This window comes from Xanthomonas hortorum (assembly GCF_040279205.1).
In the GTDB taxonomy this organism is placed as follows: Bacteria; Pseudomonadota; Gammaproteobacteria; order Xanthomonadales; family Xanthomonadaceae; genus Xanthomonas; species Xanthomonas hortorum_F.
Genome location: NZ_JBEOLS010000028.1, coordinates 21,852 through 43,008, shown reverse-complemented (window position 1 = coordinate 43,008; position 21,157 = coordinate 21,852). Strand labels below are relative to the sequence as shown.

Annotated in this window: 19 protein-coding genes; 5 read left to right on the top strand and 14 right to left on the bottom strand. The window is 64.9% G+C overall.

Annotation, left to right across the window (positions count from 1 at the left end; all coding sequences use genetic code 11):
• Positions 1-76 precede the first annotated feature (76 nt).
• Complete coding sequence (locus ABS769_RS12565) at positions 77-2,275, bottom strand: TonB-dependent receptor (RefSeq protein ID WP_317061936.1); 2,199 nt, start codon at positions 2,273-2,275, stop codon at positions 77-79.
• A gap of 308 nt (positions 2,276-2,583) precedes the next feature.
• Entirely contained in the window at positions 2,584-3,102 is a 519-nt protein-coding gene (gene ssb, locus ABS769_RS12560) for a single-stranded DNA-binding protein (protein ID WP_317061935.1), read from the bottom strand.
• A gap of 271 nt (positions 3,103-3,373) precedes the next feature.
• Between ssb and ABS769_RS12555 the strand changes: the two genes are divergently transcribed.
• Complete coding sequence (locus ABS769_RS12555; protein ID WP_268214556.1) at positions 3,374-4,372, top strand: polyprenyl synthetase family protein; 999 nt, start codon at positions 3,374-3,376, stop codon at positions 4,370-4,372.
• Positions 4,373-4,574: 202 nt separating this feature from the next.
• Here the strand turns inward: ABS769_RS12555 and murD are convergent, their stop codons facing one another.
• From murD to ABS769_RS12535, 4 genes are read right to left on the bottom strand one after another with little or no spacing between them, the layout of a single operon-like run.
• Complete coding sequence (murD, locus tag ABS769_RS12550) at positions 4,575-5,984, bottom strand: UDP-N-acetylmuramoyl-L-alanine--D-glutamate ligase (protein WP_317061934.1); 1,410 nt, start codon at positions 5,982-5,984, stop codon at positions 4,575-4,577.
• Entirely contained in the window at positions 5,965-7,320 is a 1,356-nt protein-coding gene (gene murL, locus ABS769_RS12545; protein ID WP_317061933.1) for a UDP-N-acetyl-alpha-D-muramoyl-L-alanyl-L-glutamate epimerase, read from the bottom strand. Before murL ends, murD begins: the two co-directional genes overlap by 20 nt.
• Positions 7,317-7,775 (bottom strand): hypothetical protein, encoded by a 459-nt coding sequence (locus tag ABS769_RS12540; protein WP_317061932.1) that lies wholly within the window; start codon positions 7,773-7,775, stop codon positions 7,317-7,319. Before ABS769_RS12540 ends, murL begins: the two co-directional genes overlap by 4 nt.
• Positions 7,759-10,368, bottom strand: a complete 2,610-nt coding sequence (locus tag ABS769_RS12535) for a bifunctional aspartate kinase/diaminopimelate decarboxylase (protein ID WP_317061931.1) — start codon at positions 10,366-10,368, stop codon at positions 7,759-7,761. The genes ABS769_RS12540 and ABS769_RS12535 overlap by 17 nt, the downstream gene beginning before the upstream one ends.
• A gap of 184 nt (positions 10,369-10,552) precedes the next feature.
• Here ABS769_RS12535 and ABS769_RS12530 point away from each other — a divergent pair, with 184 nt between their 5' ends.
• Both ABS769_RS12530 and ABS769_RS12525 read left to right on the top strand, forming a co-directional pair.
• Entirely contained in the window at positions 10,553-11,431 is an 879-nt protein-coding gene (locus ABS769_RS12530; protein WP_317061930.1) for a PhzF family phenazine biosynthesis protein, read from the top strand.
• 31 nt (positions 11,432-11,462) lie between these two features.
• Positions 11,463-12,344: a PhzF family phenazine biosynthesis protein gene (locus ABS769_RS12525; protein WP_317061929.1), complete on the top strand. Its 882-nt coding sequence runs from the start codon at positions 11,463-11,465 to the stop codon at positions 12,342-12,344.
• 141 nt (positions 12,345-12,485) lie between these two features.
• Here the strand turns inward: ABS769_RS12525 and ABS769_RS12520 are convergent, their stop codons facing one another.
• The 5 genes from ABS769_RS12520 to ABS769_RS12500 all read right to left on the bottom strand — a co-directional run bounded on the left by ABS769_RS12520 (position 12,486) and on the right by ABS769_RS12500 (position 15,862).
• Entirely contained in the window at positions 12,486-13,088 is a 603-nt protein-coding gene (locus tag ABS769_RS12520; protein WP_074057700.1) for a glycine zipper 2TM domain-containing protein, read from the bottom strand.
• A gap of 152 nt (positions 13,089-13,240) precedes the next feature.
• Positions 13,241-13,675 carry an OsmC family protein gene (locus tag ABS769_RS12515; RefSeq protein ID WP_317061928.1) on the bottom strand — a complete coding sequence of 145 codons (435 nt, stop codon included), beginning with the start codon at positions 13,673-13,675 and terminating at the stop codon, positions 13,241-13,243.
• A gap of 197 nt (positions 13,676-13,872) precedes the next feature.
• A complete protein-coding gene (locus tag ABS769_RS12510) occupies positions 13,873-14,820 on the bottom strand; it encodes an aspartate carbamoyltransferase catalytic subunit (RefSeq protein WP_317061927.1) in 948 nt (315 codons plus the stop codon).
• 15 nt (positions 14,821-14,835) lie between these two features.
• Positions 14,836-15,303 carry a Holliday junction resolvase RuvX gene (gene ruvX / locus ABS769_RS12505; protein ID WP_006448879.1) on the bottom strand — a complete coding sequence of 156 codons (468 nt, stop codon included), beginning with the start codon at positions 15,301-15,303 and terminating at the stop codon, positions 14,836-14,838.
• The gene (locus ABS769_RS12500; protein WP_006448880.1) at positions 15,296-15,862 is read right to left on the bottom strand and encodes a YqgE/AlgH family protein; all 567 of its coding nucleotides are present in this window, start codon (positions 15,860-15,862) and stop codon (positions 15,296-15,298) included. The genes ruvX and ABS769_RS12500 overlap by 8 nt, the downstream gene beginning before the upstream one ends.
• Before the next feature lie 297 nt (positions 15,863-16,159).
• On the opposite strand from ABS769_RS12500, the gene ABS769_RS12495 reads away from it, so the two are divergent.
• On the top strand, positions 16,160-16,705 hold the full coding sequence (locus tag ABS769_RS12495; RefSeq protein ID WP_317061926.1) for a DNA-3-methyladenine glycosylase I: 546 nt from the start codon (positions 16,160-16,162) through the stop codon (positions 16,703-16,705).
• Between the two features lie 140 nt (positions 16,706-16,845).
• Here ABS769_RS12495 and ABS769_RS12490 read toward each other — a convergent pair whose 3' ends face one another.
• The 3 genes from ABS769_RS12490 to ABS769_RS12480 form a co-directional block, all read right to left on the bottom strand.
• Entirely contained in the window at positions 16,846-17,520 is a 675-nt protein-coding gene (locus ABS769_RS12490; RefSeq protein ID WP_043889842.1) for a YitT family protein, read from the bottom strand.
• Positions 17,521-17,822: 302 nt separating this feature from the next.
• Positions 17,823-18,953: a PilT/PilU family type 4a pilus ATPase gene (locus ABS769_RS12485; protein ID WP_006448884.1), complete on the bottom strand. Its 1,131-nt coding sequence runs from the start codon at positions 18,951-18,953 to the stop codon at positions 17,823-17,825.
• Positions 18,954-19,065: 112 nt separating this feature from the next.
• Complete coding sequence (locus ABS769_RS12480) at positions 19,066-20,103, bottom strand: type IV pilus twitching motility protein PilT (protein WP_006448885.1); 1,038 nt, start codon at positions 20,101-20,103, stop codon at positions 19,066-19,068.
• A 323-nt stretch (positions 20,104-20,426) separates the two neighbouring features.
• Here ABS769_RS12480 and ABS769_RS12475 point away from each other — a divergent pair, with 323 nt between their 5' ends.
• Complete coding sequence (locus ABS769_RS12475; protein WP_317061925.1) at positions 20,427-21,119, top strand: YggS family pyridoxal phosphate-dependent enzyme; 693 nt, start codon at positions 20,427-20,429, stop codon at positions 21,117-21,119.
• Positions 21,120-21,157 lie beyond the last annotated feature (38 nt).

Here is a 21,157-nt window from a genome sequence, read left to right as displayed (position 1 = left end):
CCACCCTACTCAGGCGGCGCCGGATCATGCCAGAGGCCTGCGCCGTTGCATTGCGCAGGCCGGTTTCAAGCACGGCTCACAGGTCGATCGAGAACGAAACGGTGAACGTGCGCGGCGCGGCCAGGACCAGATAATTCGCACCCGAAGCGCCACCGACCGATGACCAGAAGCTGCGGTCGAACAGGTTGTCCACGCGCGCGCGCACGCTCCAGGCCTTGCCGGCGGCCTGGAACGCATAGCGCGCTCCCAGGTCGAAACGCGTCCAGGACGGAATTTCCAGCACGTTCACCGCATCGGCGTATTGACGATCGGTATAGACCGCGCGCCCGTCGACCGTCAGGCCCGGCAGCGCAGCGATATCCCATTCCAGGCCCAGATTGGCCTGTTTTTCCGGCACACCGAGCACGTCGTTGCCTTCGTTCACGCCGTCCTGGGTCCTGTTGTAGCCGGCATCCAGCAACGTGACGCCGCCTAGTGCGCGCAGGCCGTCGATCGGCTGGCCGTAGAAGCTCAGCTCCAGGCCCTGGTTGCGCTGCTCGCCGTCGGTGGTCAGGCGTGCGTTGCTGACGATGGTATTTGGCTGGTTGATGCGGAACAGCGCCGCGGTTGCGCCGTAGCTGCCGGCGTCGTACTTGGCGCCTACTTCGAACTGCTTGGACTTGAACGGCGCCAGCAGTTCGCCGGCGTTTTCCAGCGGCGTGCTGCCGGACACGGCGGGCACTTCCTGGCCAGGCAACAGCGCTTCGGCGTAATTGGCATACAGCGATACCGCACGGCCGAACTTGAAGACGACCGCGCCGACCGGGGTCACCACACTGTCGTTGTAGCTGCTGAGTCGCGCGCCGGTGTTGTAGTCGTAGCCGTACTGCTCAAGCTTCTGGTGGCGTGCGCCCAGGGTCAGGAGGATGCGGTCGTCAGCGAAGGCCAGCGTGTCGGCGATGGCGACGCTGCGGGTCTCGTTCTTACTGGTGGTCAGCGGCTCGAACAGCACGCCACCGGGAAACAGGCCACCCAGCGGTGCCACCGCCAGCGGGTCGTACAACGTACCGACCGCCGTGCCGTAGCTGCCGAATGCAAAGGCATTCTTCGAGTCCAGCTTGAAGGCCGACGCCGAGGCACTCAAACGATGCCCGACGCGGCCGGTGTCGAACGTCGCGCGGATGCCGACATCGCCGGTGGTGACCTTGTCTTCCCGGTAGTTGTCGAAGCGGCCGGTGTTCAAATTGCCGGCGGCATCGGCGTTTGGATTCGCCAGCACATTGTGCTCGTCGCTGTCGCGCATGCCGATCGCCGCCCAGGCCATGACGCTGTCGGTCAGGTCGTATTCGGCACGGATCACGCCGAAGGTGTCGCGCTCTTGGGCGAAGGTCCAAGGCTGAGCGAAGTTGATATCGGCATCGGGTGCGATCGGAATTCCACCCACCGGAGTGATGCTGGGACGCGGACGGTCGGTACGCTGGTCCTGCCAGCCGATGTCAGCCGACAGGCGCAGCCGCTCGCCACGGTAATCCACGCCCAGCGAACCCATGCCCAGCTCGCGATCCTCATTGGTGGCGTTCTCGCCATCGCGGCGCGCGAAGTTGGCGCGCAGCCCCCAGGCACGGTCCGGGCCGAAGCGGTAGGACGCATCCGCCGCGCCATACACCTGGCCGCCGGTTTCGGTGCCCAGCGTCAGCCGGGTGACGTCGTTCTCGCCAGCGCGCTTGGGCACCAGGTTGAACGCGCCGCCGATCCCGCTGCCGCCGGGTGCGGCGCCGTTGATGAAACTGTTGGCGCCGCGAAACACTTCCACCCGCTCCAGGAACTCGGCCGCCACGTATTGACGCGGCAGCAGGCCGTACAGGCCGTTGTAGCTCATGTCGTCGGAGAACACGGGAAAGCCGCGCACCACGTACAACTCCTGGAAGTTGCCGAACCCCCGCGCCACCCGCACCGCCGGATCGTTCTGCACCACGTCGGCCACGCTGCGCGCCTGCTGGTTGCGCATCAACTCGGCGGTAAAATTCATGCTGTTGAACGGCGTGTCCATTACGTCGAGGTTGCCGAACAGACCGACGCGGCCGCCGGTGGCGACCTGGCCGCCCGCATAGTCGGGCGGCAGTTCGACCTGCGAACCGTCGGCAGTGACGGTCAACGTGTCGAGCGTCTTGGCAGTGTCGAGGGGCGTTGCAGCTTGCTGCGACCACGCGATCGGCGCGGCGCAGCAACAGGCGATGGCAACGGCAAGTCGCGCGCGCGGACGCAGCGACAGGAAATGCGGGACATAGGCGCGCATGCAGGGGACCTGGTCAGCTTGAAGTGAGACGCTGGCTGGGGACGCGGGTTCCCTGGCTGAGTAGCCGTCCAGAAGCACGCAGACGACGGGCAATTATTGCACCTTTCGCTTGCCGCCCCGAGTTGATGACATCGGTGTGGGCAAGACGTTGGGCATCGGCGTTGGGGTTCGGCCTGCCTTGGCTGGGCCGCCGCGGCTGCACGCCACGGGCATGTACCCAGCGCGCGCGACAGTCCCGCGTCGACAGCAAAAATCCCGGCAGGCGCAAGACCTTACCGGGATTCTGGTGACACAAAGTGCTATCGAGATTAGAACGGAATATCGTCATCCGCAAAGTCGTCCATCGGCGGCGCGGACTGCTGCTGGGCCGGCTGCTGGCGACGCGGGGCGTAATCCTGACCGCCGCCCTGACCGCCACCACCCTGCTGCTGGCGCGGAGCCTGCGCGCGCTGCGGGCGATCGCCGCCCATGCCGCCGCCACCGCCACCTTCACCACGGCCGCCGAGCATCTGCATCTCGTTGGCGACGATGTCGGTGCTGTACTTTTCCACGCCGTCCTGGCCGGTGTACTTGTCGTAGCGCAACTCGCCTTCGACGTACACCTGCGAGCCCTTGCGCAGGTACTCACCGGCGATTTCGCCCAGCTTTCCGAAGAACACCACGCGGTGCCACTCGGTGCGCTCCTGGTTGTTGCCTTCGCGGTCCTTGCGCATGCTGGTCGTGGCCAGGCTCACGCGGGTGATCGCCATGCCGGCCTGGGTGTACTTGGTGTCGGGATCGTTGCCGAGGTTGCCGACGAGGATGACTTTGTTGATGCCGCGGGCCATAAATGCTTCCGATGGTGCGCCGGCGCCAATGGGGCGCGGCGGTGAATGTCTTGGTGCCAATGTTACCGCACTCCCCGCGCCCGACACCGGCGCGTTGGCGCACCTGCGGGCCGGGGAATACCGCGCGTGCAGGTCGGGATCCGGCATCTCCGCGCCATGCCGGCATCAAGCGCCACAAGGGTTTGCGACCGATGTGAAGGCCGGCGACAGCGCCGGCGGGACGGATCTGGCCCAGGCACCTATAATCCACGTACATCACGAACGCCTGCGCATGACCATCGCCGAAGACCTCCCCACCGTCCTGGGCCTGCCCCAGATCCAGTCCCTCGCCGCGCCCGACATGGCTGCGGTGGATGCGTTGATCCGCCGTCGTCTGGCGTCGGACGTCGTGCTGATCAACCAGATTGCCGATCACATCATCTCCGCCGGCGGCAAACGCCTGCGTCCGATGCTGGTGATGCTGGCCGGCCACGCCGCTGGCGGCTCCGGCCCGGAGCACCATCAGCTGGCGGCGATCGTCGAGTTCATCCACACCTCCACGCTGCTGCACGACGATGTGGTGGACGAATCGGATCTGCGCCGTGGCCGCAGCACCGCCAACGCGCTGTGGGGCAATGCGCCCAGCGTATTGGTGGGCGACTTTTTGTATTCGCGCAGCTTCCAGTTGATGGTCGAGCTGGACCGCATGGAAGTCATGCAGATCCTGGCCGACACCACCAACCGCATCGCCGAGGGCGAGGTGTTGCAGCTGCTGCACGTGCATAACCCCGACACCGACGAAGCCGCCTACCTGCGCGTGATCGAGCGCAAGACCGCCGTGCTGTTCGCGGCCGGCACGCGCCTGGGCGCGTTGGCCTCGGGCGCGGATGCCGACGTGCAGCAACGCCTGTACGACTACGGCATGCAGTTGGGCTTCGCCTTCCAGATTGCCGACGACGTGCTCGACTATGCCGCCGACGCCAGCGACCTGGGCAAGAACCTGGGCGACGACCTGGCTGAAGGCAAGGCCACGCTGCCGCTGATCCACGCCATGGCGCACTCGGATGCGACCACCAGGGAGCGCCTGCGCCAGATCGTCGAACAAGGTGATGCCGGCGCAATGCCCGAAGTGCTGGCGGCAATCCACGCCACCGGTGGTTTGGACTACAGCCGCCAGCGTGCCGCCGAATATGCTGCCGCCGCCGAACAGGCGTTGGATGGCTTGCCAGCCAGCCCTGCGGTTGCCGCACTCCGCGGCCTGGCGCGTTACGCCGTGGAACGCACGCATTGATCGAACGGCGTTGGCGCCGCACCGGTCGCCAACGCCTTCGTTGAAGAAATCTTCTAGCGCGGGGAATGCGTAGTTGGCTGCGCGCAGGCCCTACAGGCACACGGCGCCAACGCACTCGCCAGAGTGAAGCGGGATGGACGAAACCGCGCCTGGTGCGAATGTTGTGATGCGCTGCTCGGCACCTGATCGGTGCCGATTGAACCTACTGCACGCCCAATCCAGAAATCGCACTGATCGCGGCCGGGTCGAACCCCGCCAGCTGCGCGAAGTGCCGGCCGCGCGCGACGTAATCGCGATACGCGCCGAAGCTGGGCGCCCCTGGCGACAGCAACACCACACCGCCCTGCTCGCCCAGTGCATCGCGCGCCAGCTGCATGGCGTGCTCCAGATCGTTGGCAGCATGCAAACCGAAGCGACCGGCTTCCGCCAACGGAGCCAGCAGCGCATGGATACGCGGCCCATTGGCACCCATGGTGACGATTTCCACCGGGGCGTGATGCGCCATCTGTTCGGCAAACTCATGCCAATCAAGCCCGCGATCGTGTCCACCGACCAACAAAGCCACGCGACGCTGCGCAAAACACGCCAACGCCGCCAACGAGGCATGCGGGGTGGTGCTGATCGAGTCGTTGACGTAGCTGATGCCATCTACGCTGCCAAGCAGCTGCAGGCGGTTCGGCAACGGACGAAACGTCAGTGCGGCCGGCGCCAGTGCTGCAGCGTCCAGACCCAGCGCTTCCATGGCAGCCAACACTGCACACAGATTGCGCCGATTGTGTTCCCCCGGCAGCGGTACGTCAGCGGTATCGAAGATGGCCTGTTCGCCGCGATAGACCACATCGCCACGCAAATGCCAGCCATCGGGATGGTTGAACCAGCGCACGTCGCTGTCGGGCAGTTGCAGACCGACAAGATGCGGATCGGCGGCGTTGAGCAAGGCGATGCGCGGGCGGCCTTCGGTGACCAACGACAGCTTGTCGCGCACATAGCGCGCCTCGTCGCCATGCCAGTCCAGATGCTCGGGAAACAGGTTCAACACCAGCGCCAGTTCCGGACGCGCGCCGCTGCGCCCGACTTCGCCGGTCTGGTAACTGGACAACTCGATCGCCCAGTACACAGGCGGCGGTTGTGGTGCCAACACTTCCAGCAGCGGCTGACCGATGTTGCCGACCAAAGCGGTGCGATGCCCAGCCGCGCGCAGCAGATGCGCCAGCAACGCGGTGGTGGTGCTCTTGCCTTTGGTGCCGGTGACGCAAATGGCGCCGGGCACATAGCCGTCAGGCTGCGCATGCTCTGCAAACCACAACGCGGTGCCGCCGATGAACTGCGTGCCGTACTCGGCTGCCGCAGTTTGCGCTTGCGCGCCATACGGGCTGATACCGGGCGACTTCACCACGATGTTGAACCGGCCCAGCGCCTGCGCGCTGGCCTCGGTTTCTACATGCAACGCGGGGTCGGCCAGCGCATCGAGCTCGCGCGCTTCTTCAGCGTTGCAGAACACCGTCAGCGATTGCGTGGGTAGCACGGCGCGCAACGCGTGATACGCCGCGCGTCCTTCGCGCCCCCAGCCCCATAACGCAACCGCCCTGCCGTCAAGCTGCGAAATTCGCACGCACGCGCTCCCACAGCGCCGACGGAATCCGGTGCTCGCCGTCGATGGCCATCAACGGCTCCACTTGCAGGTCCTGCTGGTCCAGCTGCGGCTGGATCTCACGGCTGAAGCGCATCACCAACGCGTCTTCCTTCCACTCGGCACGGCTGGCCAGCACCGCCATCGCCGCGCGCGATTCGCGGCCTTCGCCCACGCATTCGAACGGCTTGTGATCCTGAAATTCCAGCAGCGCATCGTAGCCGCCGGCCTGCGCGGGGTCGTCGAGCAGATTGCGACCGAAGATATTGACCAGGCGCGTCTTCGGCATGAACGGTGCCAACGCCAGAAACACGAAATGGCACTTCGGGCAGACCCCGCACCAGCGATGCACCGGGCGCTCGCCCATGATGTGGAAGTTGCGATTGCAGCTGGAAAAATGCGCGTCGTAGTGGTCGGTCTTGGCGAACTGACGCGCCACAGCCAACTCCGACAACGGCCGCAGCAACGAGTAATAACGCAGATCCGCGGCTACATGCCGCTGCACGTAATCGCCGAACGCCTGCTCGAACGCCCAGCCCTTGGACCACTGGTGATTGACCTCGCCAGTGCCGGGAATCTGGCTGCCGTAACTGGCCGAACGTTCGTTGGAAAACACCACCTGATCCACGCCGTTGAGCAACGCCGCCAGCACAAGAATCGCCGAGTTCACCGCAGTGACCGGAATATGCCCGTTCCACGCGCCCTGGCGATTGAGTTCGAACAGCTCCGATGCAAGCACGCGGCCGATATTGAGCACCGGCAAACCGGTGCGCTCGGCGCAGGCGCGGATCAGCTGCGAGCCGCCGATCCAGCTCACGGTCTGCTCGATGCCGGCATGCCGCAGCGCTTCGATGCTGACCAGCGAATCCTTGCCGCCACCGATCGCAACCAAAGCATGCTCACGCAGACCGATCGCAGGCGCATCGCCAGTCGCTTGTGCACCGACCGGGAAGTTGATCTTGCCGTGCAGGTTCAAGCCATTGCGATACGCAAACTCGCCCAGGCCATGCAGATAGACGCTCTCCACCAGCGCAGCGGTGTCGGCATCGATCGCATACTCATCGATCTGGATGGTCGGCGGCACGGCAGCCTTGAAGTAACTCACCCCCGCGATGAGATGCAGGATGCGCAGCGCCTGCTGCACGGCAGTGGCATGCGCACCGTCCAGCGCGAACGGTGCGCCCGGCACCGCGACGGTCTCGACCAGCTCCGGGCCTTGATCGAAGGCGTACACCAGCGTCGCTACGCCGGTCTGCGCATCCAGTGCGCAACGCACGAAACGAAAGGTGGAAATCTGGTGTTTGTCGAAAGCGCTCATGGACTACCTGCAGGAACACGTACGCGACGCAGATAACGTCGGCACAGGACATATTCAATCATGGAAAACGGCACCGCTGCCCACAGCAGGGGCAGGCAACCGAACAGCACCGCCAGCAACAGCACATCCAGACGTCCGGCCGTTGCACCGCCAGACACCGCGTAGGCAACTGCAAGATACAGCGCCACCGCCGGCACATAGCTCAGCGCACTCAACAGCACCGTGCGCACCGCCATCCCGCCACTGCGACGCGTGGGAACCGGCGCATCGCCTCGACGTTGCCAACGCAAGGCCAACCACGCACCGAGACCGGCGGCGACCAGCGCGGGCAGCGCCCATTTGAGCGTATCGGACCACAGCATGCCAAAGCTCAGTTGTTGGAGCGCGGTGGCGAACATCATCGCAACACCACCGGCCAGCGTGCTGAGCGCGATGAACTCAGCCTGCGGGCGCATCGATCACCTCTTCGCGCGGCAATTCGCGCTGGTTGTAGGTGCTGGCCATCGAATACCCGTAGGCACCGGCATCGGCCACCAGCATCACATCGCCCGGCGCGGTGGCGGCAGGCAGACGACGGCGCTTGCCGAATACATCGGAGGATTCGCAGATCGGCCCGACGATATCGAATGCGCCATCGGCAGGCGCGTCGAGCTGGCTGAGGTTTTCGATGTCGTGCCAGGCGTCGTACAGCGCCGGGCGGATCAACGTGTTCATGCCCGCATCCAGACCCACGCGCTGCACGCCGTCCTTTTCGATCACCTGGGTCACCTGCGCCAGCAACACGCCGGCTTCGGCCACTAGATAACGGCCCGGCTCGATCGCCAAGCGATAGCCCGGATGCACGGCCTTGACCTCGGCCAATCCCTTGGCCCAGACCTCGAGATCGAACGGCTCGTCTTCGGCGCTGTATGGAATCGGCAGGCCGCCGCCGATGTCGATGGTTTCCACCGTGCCGATGCGGCGCGCAAAGCCGGCCAGTTCGTCGTACATCATCCGCCAGTGCTCGCCGGTTTCCACACCGCTGCCCAGGTGCGCATGCACACCGGTGATGGTGACCTCGAGCGTGCGCGCCACTTCCACAAACTCGTCCACCCGCGTGGACGACAGGCCGAACTTGGACGCCTTGCCGCCGGTGTTGACCTTCTCGTGATGGCCGTCGCCGTGGCCCAGGTCGATGCGCAGCCACACGTTGCGGCCGCGGAACACCTCCGGCCAGCGCCGCAATGCTTCGACGTTGTCCACGGTCACAGTCACGCCCAGCGCAAAGCCGGCTTCGTACTCGGCCTTCGGCGCAAAGCTCGGCGTGAACAACACGCGCCGCGGCGACAGCTCAGGCAAGGTGTCGAACACGCGGCGCAGCTCGCCGTGCGAGACGCATTCCAGCCCGAAACCGGCCTGCTCCAGCGCCATCAGGATCGCCGGATGCGCATTGGCCTTGATCGCGTAATAGCGCTGGTCCACTGCAGCAATCTGCGCCAGTGCATGCGCCCGCGCACGCACGGTGGGCAGGTGATACACATAACGCGGCGTACCGGCCTTGGACAGCGACAACAGATGCGCGCGCTCGGCATGCCACCACGGTGTTGGCCGCGGGCGCACCGAGCCGATGATCTCGCGCCAGCGCGGGCCGAACACCTCGCCTTCGCTCACCGGCATCGCACCGCTGTCGATCAGTTCCGCATGCAGGATCGGCAGCAGGCCATCGGCATCGGCTTCGTCGATGACGAAGGTCAGATTCAAGTCATTGGACGACTGCGAGATCATGTGCACACGCTCCTGCCCGAACGTGGCCCACACGTCGGAGAGCTTGTGCAGCAGCGAACGCATACCGCGCCCGACCAGGGTGATCGCCGCACACGGCACGATGATCTTGACCTTGCAGATCTGCGACAGATCGGCCGACAACGCCGCCAGCACATCGGTGTTGACCAGGTTCTCGGACGGGTCCAGCGACACGGTGACATTGGTCTCGGCCGAACCGATCAGGTCCACCGACAAACCATGCTTCTTGAACAGCGTAAACACATCGGCCAGGAAGCCGACCTGCTGCCACATGCCGATGCCTTCCATCGACACCAGCACGATGCCGTTGCGCCGGCTGATTGCCTTGACGCCCAACACCGGCTCGGCATTGCCGTCGATGCTGGTGCCCGGCAGATCGGGGCGCTCGGTGTCCAGGATCGCCATCGGCACGCCGGAATCGCGGCATGGCTTGATCGACCGCGGATGCAGCACCTTGGCACCGGTGGTGGCGATTTCCTGCGCCTCGTAATAGTCCAGGCGGGTCAGCAGCCGCGCGTCCGGCACGTCCTTGGGATTGGCGCTGAACATGCCGGGCACATCGGTCCAGATTTCCACCCGGCTGGCGCCGAGCAGCGCACCGAAATACGCCGCCGAGGTATCCGAACCGCCACGCCCCAGAATCGCGGTGCCGCCATCGGCATGCCGCGAAATGAAGCCCTGGGTGATCAACAAACGCGTGGGCTGCGCATCGAAACGCACGCGCCACTGCGCATCGGACTGCCACTGGCAGGACACCGACAAACGCTTGGACCATTCGCTCTGATTGGGCTGCGGCGGCAATGCCGACAGCCACTGGCGCGCGTCCAGCCAGCCCATGTCCAGGCCATTGGCATGCAGATAGGCCGCGCCGATGGTGGAGGACAGCAACTCGCCCTGCCCCAGCACCTCGGCCTGCCAGTCCAGCGTGCGCGATGCGGCGCGCGCATCGCCGATCAATGCATGCAGGGCGGCAAGGCGCTCGCCCAGCACTGCATCGGCATCCAGTTCCAGCTCGGCCAGGAACTCGCGATGACGCTGCTCCAGCGCTGCCACGCGCTGTGCGCTGTCGGCGGCACCATCGGCAATCGCGGTGAGTTCGTTGGTCACGCCCGACAGCGCGGACACCACCACCAGCACGCGGCCGCCGGTCTCGTTGGCCCGTTTGCTCGCCAGTTTTCCAATCGTGTCCCAGCGATGACGACGCGACACCGAGGTGCCGCCGAACTTGAGGACGATCCAACGATCGGTAGAGTGGGGAGCTGACATGGAGATAGGCGTTTAGGATGAGGGGGAAGACGCCCGGTACGCCGGGCGGAACCTCCGATTCTACTGCCAATGTCGCCCGCATGACCCCGTGTACGGTCACAGCGTGCCGGCGGCCACGGCCATCACCGCAACGGTTTGCGCTGCAACCATCGACGCGCCTTCCATCGACCGAGATCCATGCCCCATGAGCAAGTACCGCTACCTGCAACTGGATGTCTTCGGCGGCCAACACGGCAACGGCAATCCCTTGGGCGTGGTCCTCAACCCGCAGACGTTGTCGTCCGCGCAGATGCAGCAGATGGCCGCCTGGCTGAACCTGTCGGAGACGATCTTTTTCCTGCCGGTCAGCGCGCCCGATGCGGACTACCACATCCGCATCTTCACGCCGCGCGCCGAGCTGCCATTCGCCGGCCACCCCAGCGTGGGTGCGGCATGGGCGGCAGCAACGCACGGGCTAGTCGCGTTCAAGCCGGATGGCCTTATGCGCCAGCAATGCGCTGCGGGCGTGTTGCCGGTGCAGGTGATCGACCGGCATGGCGCGCTGCTGGTGCGGCTGCGGGCACTGCGCGCGCGCGCGATCGCGACCGGCGAGGTGCACGCCGCAGCGCTGCGCGCAGCCTGCACAGGATTGCGTGTGGCCGAACACCTGCCAGCGCTGTGGAACAACGGCCCGAACTGGTGGCTGCTGGAACTGGCCGATGCGCAAGCGGTGCGCCAGGCGCAACCCGATCTGGCCGCCATCACCCGCCTCACCCAGGCCAGCGCAGCCACCGGACTGGCCATTTACGCGCCGGATCCCCATGGCGACGCCGACCTGGTGGTGCGCGCATTCTGCCCGGGCGACGGCATTCCGGAAGATCCGGTCACCGGCAGCGCCAACGCCTGCATCGCCGCGCGCCTGCACGGCGAAGGTCGCTTGCCGGGCACCGGGTCGCGCTATGTCGCCAGCCAGGGCCGCAAGGTCGGCCGCGATGGGCGCGTCCACATCGACGTCGATGACGAAGGCGAAGTGTGGATTGGCGGAACGACGCGACAAGTGATCGACGGTCGTATCGATTGGTAAGCTGCCGCGCCCTGTCCGCAGATCAGCCACCATGACCACCCGCCGTTTTTTGCAACTGGATGTGTTCTCCGCCCGCCCCGGCAGCGGCAATCCGCTGGCCGTGGTGCTGGATGCCGACGGCCTGGACGATGCGGCGATGCAGGCCATCGCACGCTGGACCAAGCTGCCGGAAACCACCTTCGTGTTTGCGGCACCGGATGCGCACAGCAGTTATCGGCTGCGGATGTTTTCGCCGCAAAAAGAGGTGCCGTTTGCCGGCCACCCCAGCGTCGGCACCGCGCATGCGGTGCTGGAGGCCGGCCTGGCAGCGCCGCACGATGGCGTGCTGATCCAGGACGGCATCGCCGGCCAGCTACCACTACGCGTGGAGCAGATCGACGATCACCGCAGCATCGCCATCCGTACCCCGCGCGCGCGCGTGGCCGAGCAGGTGCAGGCCGACGACCCGCGCCTGCGCGATGCCTTGCGCGGCTGGCCGCTCGGCAGCCTGCCGCCTGCACTGATGGACGGCGGCCGCACCTGGTGGGTGGTGGAGCTGGCCAGCGAGGCCGCGCTGCGTGGCCTGCAACCGGAGTGGGAGGCAATCGCTGCGCTGGCCGAATCCACCGGCAGCATGGGCGTGTTCGCCTACGCGCGCGCCGCCGCGCCGGGCGCCTACGACCTCGCCGTCCGCGCCTTCGTCGGCAACGGCCGCCGCTTCGAAGATGCCGCTTCCGGCGCGGCCAATGCGGTGCTCGCCGCATGGCTGGACGGCCGCCAGGCATTGCCGGGCAAGGCGCGCCGCTATGTGGTCAGCCAGGGCCGCGAAATCGGCTTCGATGCCTTGCTGGAATTGCGCATCGATGCCGATGGCGATGTGTGGTCAGGCGGCCAGGTGCAGACGGTGATTCGCGGGACGCTGGATTGGGCTTGATTGTTTGATCGAGCCATCGCAAACGGCACTGCATGTGCACTGTGTGTTGCGCAATAAAAAACGCTGCGAACGATCGCAGCGTTTTTGTTTTCGACAACACAGCGTCGTTCAATCGACACACGCTACGCCTTCTCGCACCGATCAGTCAGGACGCACGTCCACGCGCACGCGGATGCGATCGCCAGGGTTGTAGTCGCTACGCGTGTGATAGGTACGGCCGGCGTATTCGTATGTCACATCGTAACCCTCCACACGATCGCTCTCGCGACGGTAGGACACCGGTTCGCACACGCTGACGTTGCCTTGGTAATTGCGATTGTTGGCCTCGTAGATCGAGCGGCCTGCCGCAACACCGGCCATGGTGCCGACCGCAGTACCGACCAAGCGGCCATTGCCGCCGCCAACCTGGCTGCCAAGCACCGCACCGGCGATACCGCCGATCACGCTGGCCACACCGCGATTGGACACGCCCGATTGGCCATAACCGCCACCATCGCGATAGTAGCCATCGTTGCTGGTGTAGTAGCCGTTGGACGGGCGGTTGTAGCAGCGTTCGCTGCTACGTTCGTTATACGAATCGGTCACGATGATCGGATCGACACGAACCACGCGTGCGTATTCGTAACGACCGTCCTCATACCCACTGCGACCGCCATCGCGGTAGCCGCTGTCATAGCGCTGCGCCGTTGCGTTGCCCGCAACCGCCAGACCCATCACCAGAGCACCAAGCACAAGAGTTTTCATCGCGGCACTTCTACAGGGAGGACACGCTGCCGATGCTCGGCCTGCGCCAGTGAAACCGCCCTGAACCAGACCGGCCCTGCAAAGCCCTATTCAGGTTGCCGCCAGCTGCGTGCGCCGGCATGCAACACCGGCGCAGCGCAGCCTTGTGTGCATCAGCTGGAAAATTCGGTTTCCAGGCTGATCGGTACTGCGCTCAGTGCCTTGGACACCGGGCAATTCTTCTTGGCGATATCGGCCAGTTCGCGGAACTTGGCTTCATCGATCCCCGGCACCACGGCCTTGAGCTTGAGGCGGATCTGCGACAGCTGCGGGCCGCCTTCCATCGACAGATCCACGTCGGCGCGCGTATCCAGCGAGGTCGGCGGAAAGCCGGCTTCGGCCAGCTGTGCCGACAACGCCATGGTGAAGCAGCCGGCATGTGCGGCCGCGATGAGTTCTTCCGGATTGGTGCCCTTCTCGTCGCCGAAGCGGCTGCTGAAGGCATAACGCGTATTTTCCAGCAAACCACTTTGTGGCGTGCTGAGCTGGCCCTTGCCGGTCTTGAGGTCGCCTTCCCAGTGAGCGGTGGCGTGACGTGAAATACCCATTGCGATCTCCTGCGATGAAAGGAGCTGCCACGATAGGCCAGTGGGTGTTACGGCTTGGTGCCGGGATTGGGGATTGGGGATTCGCAAAGGCGAAGCGCGCTGCGCGATCTTGGCAGCAAGGTTCTAGGTACTTGCGATGCCTATCCGAGCAACAACCACGCACTACTATGGCTACGCGGTCGCATTGCTGCGTTTGCTTAGCCGAGCAAGGTTTCCAGCACGGCCATGCGCACGGCGACACCGTTGGCGACCTGGCGCAGCACGCACGATTGCGCGCCATCGGCGACCTCGTCGGTGATTTCCACGCCGCGGTTGATCGGGCCCGGATGCAGCACGGCGGCGTCGCGACCGGCACGCGCCAGACGCGCGCGCGTGAGCCCGTAATCGGTGTGGTATTGCTCCAGCGACGGCACCAGGCCTTCTTCCATACGCTCGCGTTGCAGGCGCAGCATCATCAGCGCATCGACGCCTTCGAGCATCGCGTCGAAATCTTCGCCCACCACGCAGCCGTCCAGCATGTCGTCGTCCGGCAGCAGGCTGGCCGGACCACACACGCGGATCTCGCCCACGCCCAGGGTGCGCAACGCGTGCAAGTCCGAGCGCGCCACACGCGAGTGCTTCACGTCGCCGACAATCACCACCTTGAGCCTGGAAAAATCGGTGCCCTTGGCCTGACGCAGGGTGAGCATGTCGAGCAGGCCCTGGGTGGGATGCGCGCTGCGTCCGTCGCCGGCATTGATCAAGGCGGTGCCCTCGCCTGCAGCCTCGGCCAGCGCTTCCACTGCACCGTCGTCGGGATGGCGCACCACAAAGCCACGCACGCCCATCGCCTCGAGATTCTTCAAGGTGTCGCGCGCGGTCTCGCCCTTGCGGGTGGACGAAGTGGAGGCATCGAAATTGAGCACGTCTGCACCCAACCGCTGCGCAGCGAGGTGAAACGAGCTGCGAGTGCGCGTTGAGGGTTCAAAAAACAATGTGCACACCGCAGTCCCGGCCAGCACGCTGCGCTTGCCGACGCGCCCTACCGCCGCGTCGCGGATCTGGCCGGCACGATCGAGCAGTTGCAGCAGCGTGGTGCGCGGCAGTCCTTCCAGGGTGAGCAGGTGGCGCAGGCGTCCGTCCGAATCGAGTTGCATGGTGGTCATCGCAGGTCGGGAGTGTCAGGGAAGAAGAGTGGCTTGGTCGGGCGCGGCCAACCAGCGTTCGACAATGACCGCGGCCGCCATCGCGTCCAGCGCTTCGGCATCGCGGCGGCGCTTGCGCCCATCGGCGCGCTCGCGCGCGAAACGCTGCGCGGCCTCGACCGAACTGGAGCGCTCGTCGATCAACACTACCGGCAGCGCATAGCGCTCGCGCAGTTGGCGGGCGAAGGCGTGCGCACGCTTGCGCGCGGGTTGGTCTTTATCGTCAAGGGTGAGCGGGTCGCCGATCACCAGGCCGTCGGGCCGCCATTCCTTGTGCACACGATCCAGCGCGGCCCAGTCGGGACCGGTGGCATGCACATTGATGACGGCGACCGCGCGCGCGCCGGCACCGAGCGCTGTGCCGACGGCCACACCAATCCGGCGCGACCCTACGTCGAAGCCCAGCACCGTGCCATCCGGGCGGATCGCGCCCGCCTCAGGCATGCCCGGAATAATCCGTCAGCCGGAACAGATCCACGCCGATGCGCCCGGCAGCGGTCTGCCAGCGATCTTCAAGCGCGGTAGCGAACAGCACATTGGCATCCGACGGCGCGGTGAGCCAGCTGTTCTCGCCCAGTTCGAACTCGAGTTGCCCCGCGCCCCAGCCGGCACAGCCCAACGCCACCAGCGCATTGCGCGGGCCGTCGCCGGCCGCCATGGCTTCGAGAATATCGCGCGAGGTGGTCAGGAACACGCCCTGCCCCACTTCCAGGCAGGAATCCCATTCGCGCGCATCGTCGTGGATGACGAAGCCGCGCTCCGGATGCACCGGCCCGCCGCTGAGCACGATCTGCTCGCGCAGGTGCTCGTCCACGGTATCGATGCCCATTTGCGACAGGACTTCGCCCAGCGTGTATTCGGAGGGCCGATTGACCAGCACGCCCATCGCGCCGTTCTCGTCGTGCTGACAGATCAGCGCGACGCTGCGCGAAAAGGTGGGGTCGGACAGCGCCGGGAGCGCAATCAGCAGTTGGTTGGCCAGAGGCGTGGGCAAAACGGACATGGCCGCATTCTAGCCGTTCGCTCCGCCGCGCGCAGAGCCGCTGCCATACTTGGCGCCTGCCTGGCGCTGTGGGCGGCCGACGCTGACGATGGACCGAACTGCGAACGCGGTGCCGGTGCCGTTTCTGACCTGCGCGTTCAGGTTGTCGCTGGCGATGCAACCCGGGCTCGTGCGGTGCATTCTGCGCTGCTAGCTTGTTCATCCAGACTTGGCGCTGGACGGCGCTGTATTCGCCCGGTTTGATCCATCTTTCCATCGCGCCGGCCCACCACCACGGCGCACATCACAGGCAACCCCATGAGCGGCTATTGCAGCATCGCCCCAGGCCACCCGGTCCACGGCCACTATCACGCGTACGAATACGGCTTCCCGCAGCGCGACGAACGCGAGCTGTTCGAGCGGCTGGTGCTGGAAATCAATCAGGCCGGATTGAGCTGGGAAACCATCCTGCGCAAGCGCAGCAATTTCCAGCGCGCCTACGACAGTTTCGACGTGGACACGGTGGCGGCCTATGGCGAGGCCGAGATCGTTCGGCTGATGGGCGATGCCGGCATCATCCGTAACCGGCTCAAGGTGCTGGCGGCGATTCATAACGCGCAGGTCATCCAGACGCTGCGCGCCTCGCACGGCAGCTTCGCGCACTGGCTGGATGCACAGCATCCGCTCGCCAAGCCAGACTGGATCAAGCTGTTCAAGAAGACCTTTCGCTTCACCGGCGGCGAAATCACCGGCGAATTCCTGATGAGCCTGGGCTACCTACCTGGCGCGCATCATGCCGATTGCCCGGTGTTTGCGCATATCCAGGCATTGTCGCCGCCGTGGATGCTGACCGAAAAAGCGTAGCGGCGATACGATCGAGCGCATGCCGGCAGCTAGAGGCACTGTGCACACGTTGCAGTGCCGATGCGTTAGATACCGCCCCGGGCACAACCCACGCAGTTACCGATCACTGATCCGCCGGCCACGCGCAAACGACCGCCGGATCACACGCCCATATAGCGGTGCGGGCGATGGTTGAACATCAGCACCAGACTCAGCATCAACGCGCCCAGCGCCGAATACAGCACCTTGTCCGGGGTGAGGATGGTGAAGGCCACCAGCATCAGCATCGCATCGAAACTCATCTGCACCTTGCCCGCACTCCAGCCGCGCTCGCGCTGCAGGTACACCGCCAGGATGCCGATGCCGCCCAGGCTGCCGCGATGGCGGATGAAAAACAGGATGCCCAGTCCCGCCAGCGCGCCGCCGACGATGGCCGAGAACAGCGTGCTGATATGCGCGTACTCGGCCCAGCGCGGTATCAGGTCGGTGAGCGCACCGCAGGCACCGACTGCGGCGAAGGTCTTCAAGGTGAATTCCCAGCCCATACGGCGCACGCTCAGCCAATAGAACGGCAGATTGACCAGCACGAACACCAGACCGAAATTCCAGTGCAACGCGTAATGCAGCAAGAATGCGACACCGGCCATGCCACCGATCATCAGGCCGCCCTTGGCGAAGATCGCCAGGCCCAACGAGGCCACCAGTGTCGCCAGCACCATGCCTTGCGCGTCTTCGGCCACCGAGTGGTGATAGGCATGGTCGTCGGCCGCGGTGCCGGCCGAATCCGGCGGCGGCGTCAACGGGCCGGAGGTGACCACAGCGCCATCATCGGGCAGCGGTTCTTGCTCCGGACGCAGATCGGAATCGGGAAGGCTCACAGGTTCGGGCACTGCAATGGGGTGCGATATTAGACACTATCGGCCCGCCTGGTTACATCTGAAACGTCACCGCATGCGCGCACTGCTGCGCTGCATGTTCATCGACCACAGCGCGGTCTTTACCCTGTCTTTTTGCAGCAAACGCCTGCGCGCAGAGATGAGGCGCCAAGTTCCGGCAACCTTGTGCAGGTGAATTTCTTCAGCGTGCTACGCCACGACCATCCACCGGAATGCACCAGGGCGCAGCGGTCCTGGGCGACTCACCGAACCTCGGCAATCTCCACACCATCCATCCCCTGCGCCAGGGTCTTGGCGTCGCCGCCCTGCGAGAGTTTGATGCGCAGACGCACTTCGTTCTGCGAATCGGCATAGCGCAGCGCGTCTTCGTAGCTGATTTCGCCGGCCTGATACAGCTCGAACAGGCTCTGATCGAAGGTACGCATGCCCAGGTTGGTGGACTCCTTCATGATCTCCTTGAGCTTGTGGATCTCGCCGTCGCGGATGTAATCCTGCACCAGCGGGGTGCCCAGCATGATCTCCATCGCCACGCGGCGGCTGCGTCCGTCCGGAGTCGGAATCAATTGCTGCGCGACCACGCCCTTGAGATTGAGCGACAAATCCATCAGCAGCTGATTGCGGCGATCTTCCGGGAAGAAGTTGATGATGCGGTCCATCGCCTGGTTGGCGTTGTTGGCGTGCAGGGTGCACAGCACCAGATGGCCGGTTTCGGCGAATGCCACCGCGTGGTCCATGCCTTCGCGGGTACGCACCTCGCCGATCATGATCACGTCCGGCGCCTGGCGCAGGGTGTTTTTCAGCGCGTTCTCCCAGCTGTCGGTATCGATGCCGACTTCGCGCTGGGTGATGATGCAGCCCTCGTGCTTGTGCACGAATTCGATCGGATCTTCGATGGTGATGATGTGCCCGGTGGAATTCTGGTTGCGGTAACCGATCATCGCCGCCAGCGAGGTCGACTTACCGGTACCGGTGGCGCCCACAAAGATGATGATGCCGCGCTTGGTCATCGCCAGCGTCTTGATCACCGGCGGCAGGCTCAACTCTTCCACGGTGGGGATGCGCGTTTCGATCCGGCGCAGCACCATGCCGACCTGGTTGCGCTGATAGAAGCAGCTCACACGAAAACGCCCGACCCCTGACACGCCGATGGCGAAGTTGCACTCGTGCGTCTTTTCGAATTCTTCGCGCTGCGACGGCGTCATCACGTTCAACACCAGATCGCGACTTTGTTGCGCCGTCAGCGGTGTCTGGGTGATCGGGCTGATCTTGCCATTGACCTTGATCGCCGGCGGCATGCCAGAGGTGATGAACAGATCCGACGCCTTCTGGTGCGCCATCAGCTTGAGAAACGAGGTGAAGTCGATAGTGCTCATGGCGTGCTCCTCTGGAGCAGGGATTCGGGATGGGAGATTCGGGATTCGCAAGAGCGGGGTCCGGTCCGGGAGCCGCCGTTGCGAATCCCCAATCCCGAATCCCCAATCTCGGTTACTCGAATATCCGCTTGTCCTTGGCGTATTCGCGCGCCTGGTTGCGCGTGATCAGGCTGCGCTTGACCAGGTCCTGCAGATGCTGGTCCAGCGTCTGCATGCCGTATTGCTGGCCGGTCTGGATCGACGAATACATCTGCGCCACCTTGTCCTCGCGGATCAGGTTACGGATCGCCGGGGTGCCGACCATGATTTCCCAGGCGGCGGTGCGTCCGCCGCCGACTTTTTTCAGCAGCGCCTGCGAAATCACCGCGCGCAGGGATTCGGACAGCATCGAGCGCACCATCGGCTTTTCGCCGGCCGGGAACACATCGACGATACGGTCGATGGTCTTGGCCGCCGAGCTGGTGTGCAAGGTGCCGAACACCAGATGGCCGGTTTCCGCAGCGGTCAGCGCCAGGCGGATGGTTTCCAGGTCGCGCAACTCGCCGACCAGAATGATGTCCGGGTCTTCGCGCAATGCCGAGCGCAGCGCCTCGTTGAAGCCGTGCGTGTCGCGGTGCACTTCGCGCTGGTTGATCAGGCACTTCTGCGAGGTGTGCACGAACTCGATCGGATCCTCGACCGTGAGGATGTGGCCGTACTCGTTCTTGTTGATGTAATCGATCATGCCGGCCAGCGTGGTCGACTTGCCCGAACCGGTCGGGCCGGTGACCAGGATCAGGCCCTGCGGCTGGTCGATCAGCTGGCGAAAGATCGGCGGGCAGCCCAGGTCTTCCAGCGTCAGCACTTCGGAGGGAATGGTACGGAACACCGCACCGGCGCCACGGTTCTGGTTGAACGCGTTGACGCGGAAGCGCGCCAGCGAGGGAATCTCGAACGAGAAGTCGACCTCGAGGAATTCCTCGTAATCGCGGCGCTGCTTGTCCGACATGATGTCGTAGACCAGCGCATGCACCTGCTTGTGGTCCAACGCCGGAATATTGATGCGACGGACATCGCCATCGACACGGATCATCGGCGGCAAGCCGGCCGACAGATGCAGGTCCGATGCCTTATTTTTGACAGAAAACGCCAATAGTTCAGCGATATCCATGCGCTGCTTTTCCCCTAGGCTGCGATTGGAAGGTACTCCCCGAGCGGCAGTATAGCGTTCTGGCTGCTGGCGGGAAGCGGCCCGACACCGGTTCAGGCTGGCACTGTCAGGCGAGGCTGAAGGGGTTGGTTTCGGCCTTGGCCGCACGGAGCTTGCTGCGTGTCGCCGACACTGCGGCGTGCCGCTCGATCAGTGCCAGCGGGCACACTTCCGGCCTGGCGGCAGCTTTCGCAGCGTCACCGATCCCCAACTTCCTGCGGCCGGTTGGAACCAAACACCGCAGGGCGGCACTATAGCGCTCCACCTCTTTCCTGGAATGCCACGTGCCGGCTTCGTCGCTGCAGCAGATTCTCGATGCCATCCACACCGCCGCGACCCAGCACGCGCGCACCGATGTGCGCCTGCTTGCGGTGTCCAAGACCAGGCCTGCGGATGCCGTGGCCGCCTTGGCCGCGCAAGGCCAGCGCGCGTTCGGCGAAAACTACGTGCAGGAGGCGCAGGCCAAGATCGCCGAACTGCATGCGCTGGGATTGGAATGGCATCTGATTGGCCACCTGCAATCCAACAAGGCGGAACTGGCCAGCCAATGCTTCGACTGGATACAGACCGTGGACCGCGCAAAACTGATCCCGCTGCTGGCGCACTACCGCCCGGACGATCGGGCGCCGTTGAACGTGCTGATCCAGGTCAATATCGACGACGAGGACAGCAAGCACGGTTGCGCGCCGGAGGCGATCGATGCGCTGGCCCGTGACATCGCGCTGCAACCGCGTCTGCAGTTGCGCGGGCTGATGGCGATTCCCGCGCCGTTTCCCGAGCAGGCACGGCGCGCGGCTGCGTTTACTCGCATGCAGGCGCTATTCGAAGACCTCAAGGGTCGCTACTCGCAGGTGGATACCTTGTCGATGGGCATGAGTTCGGATTTCGCCGAAGCGATCGCGGCCGGTGCCACCATGGTGCGCGTCGGTACCGCGTTGTTCGGCGAACGCGCCTCGTCGCCTTCCGCCGCTTCCTGATCGGCCTCGCGTGCCGACCACCAATCTTTCTGAACTAA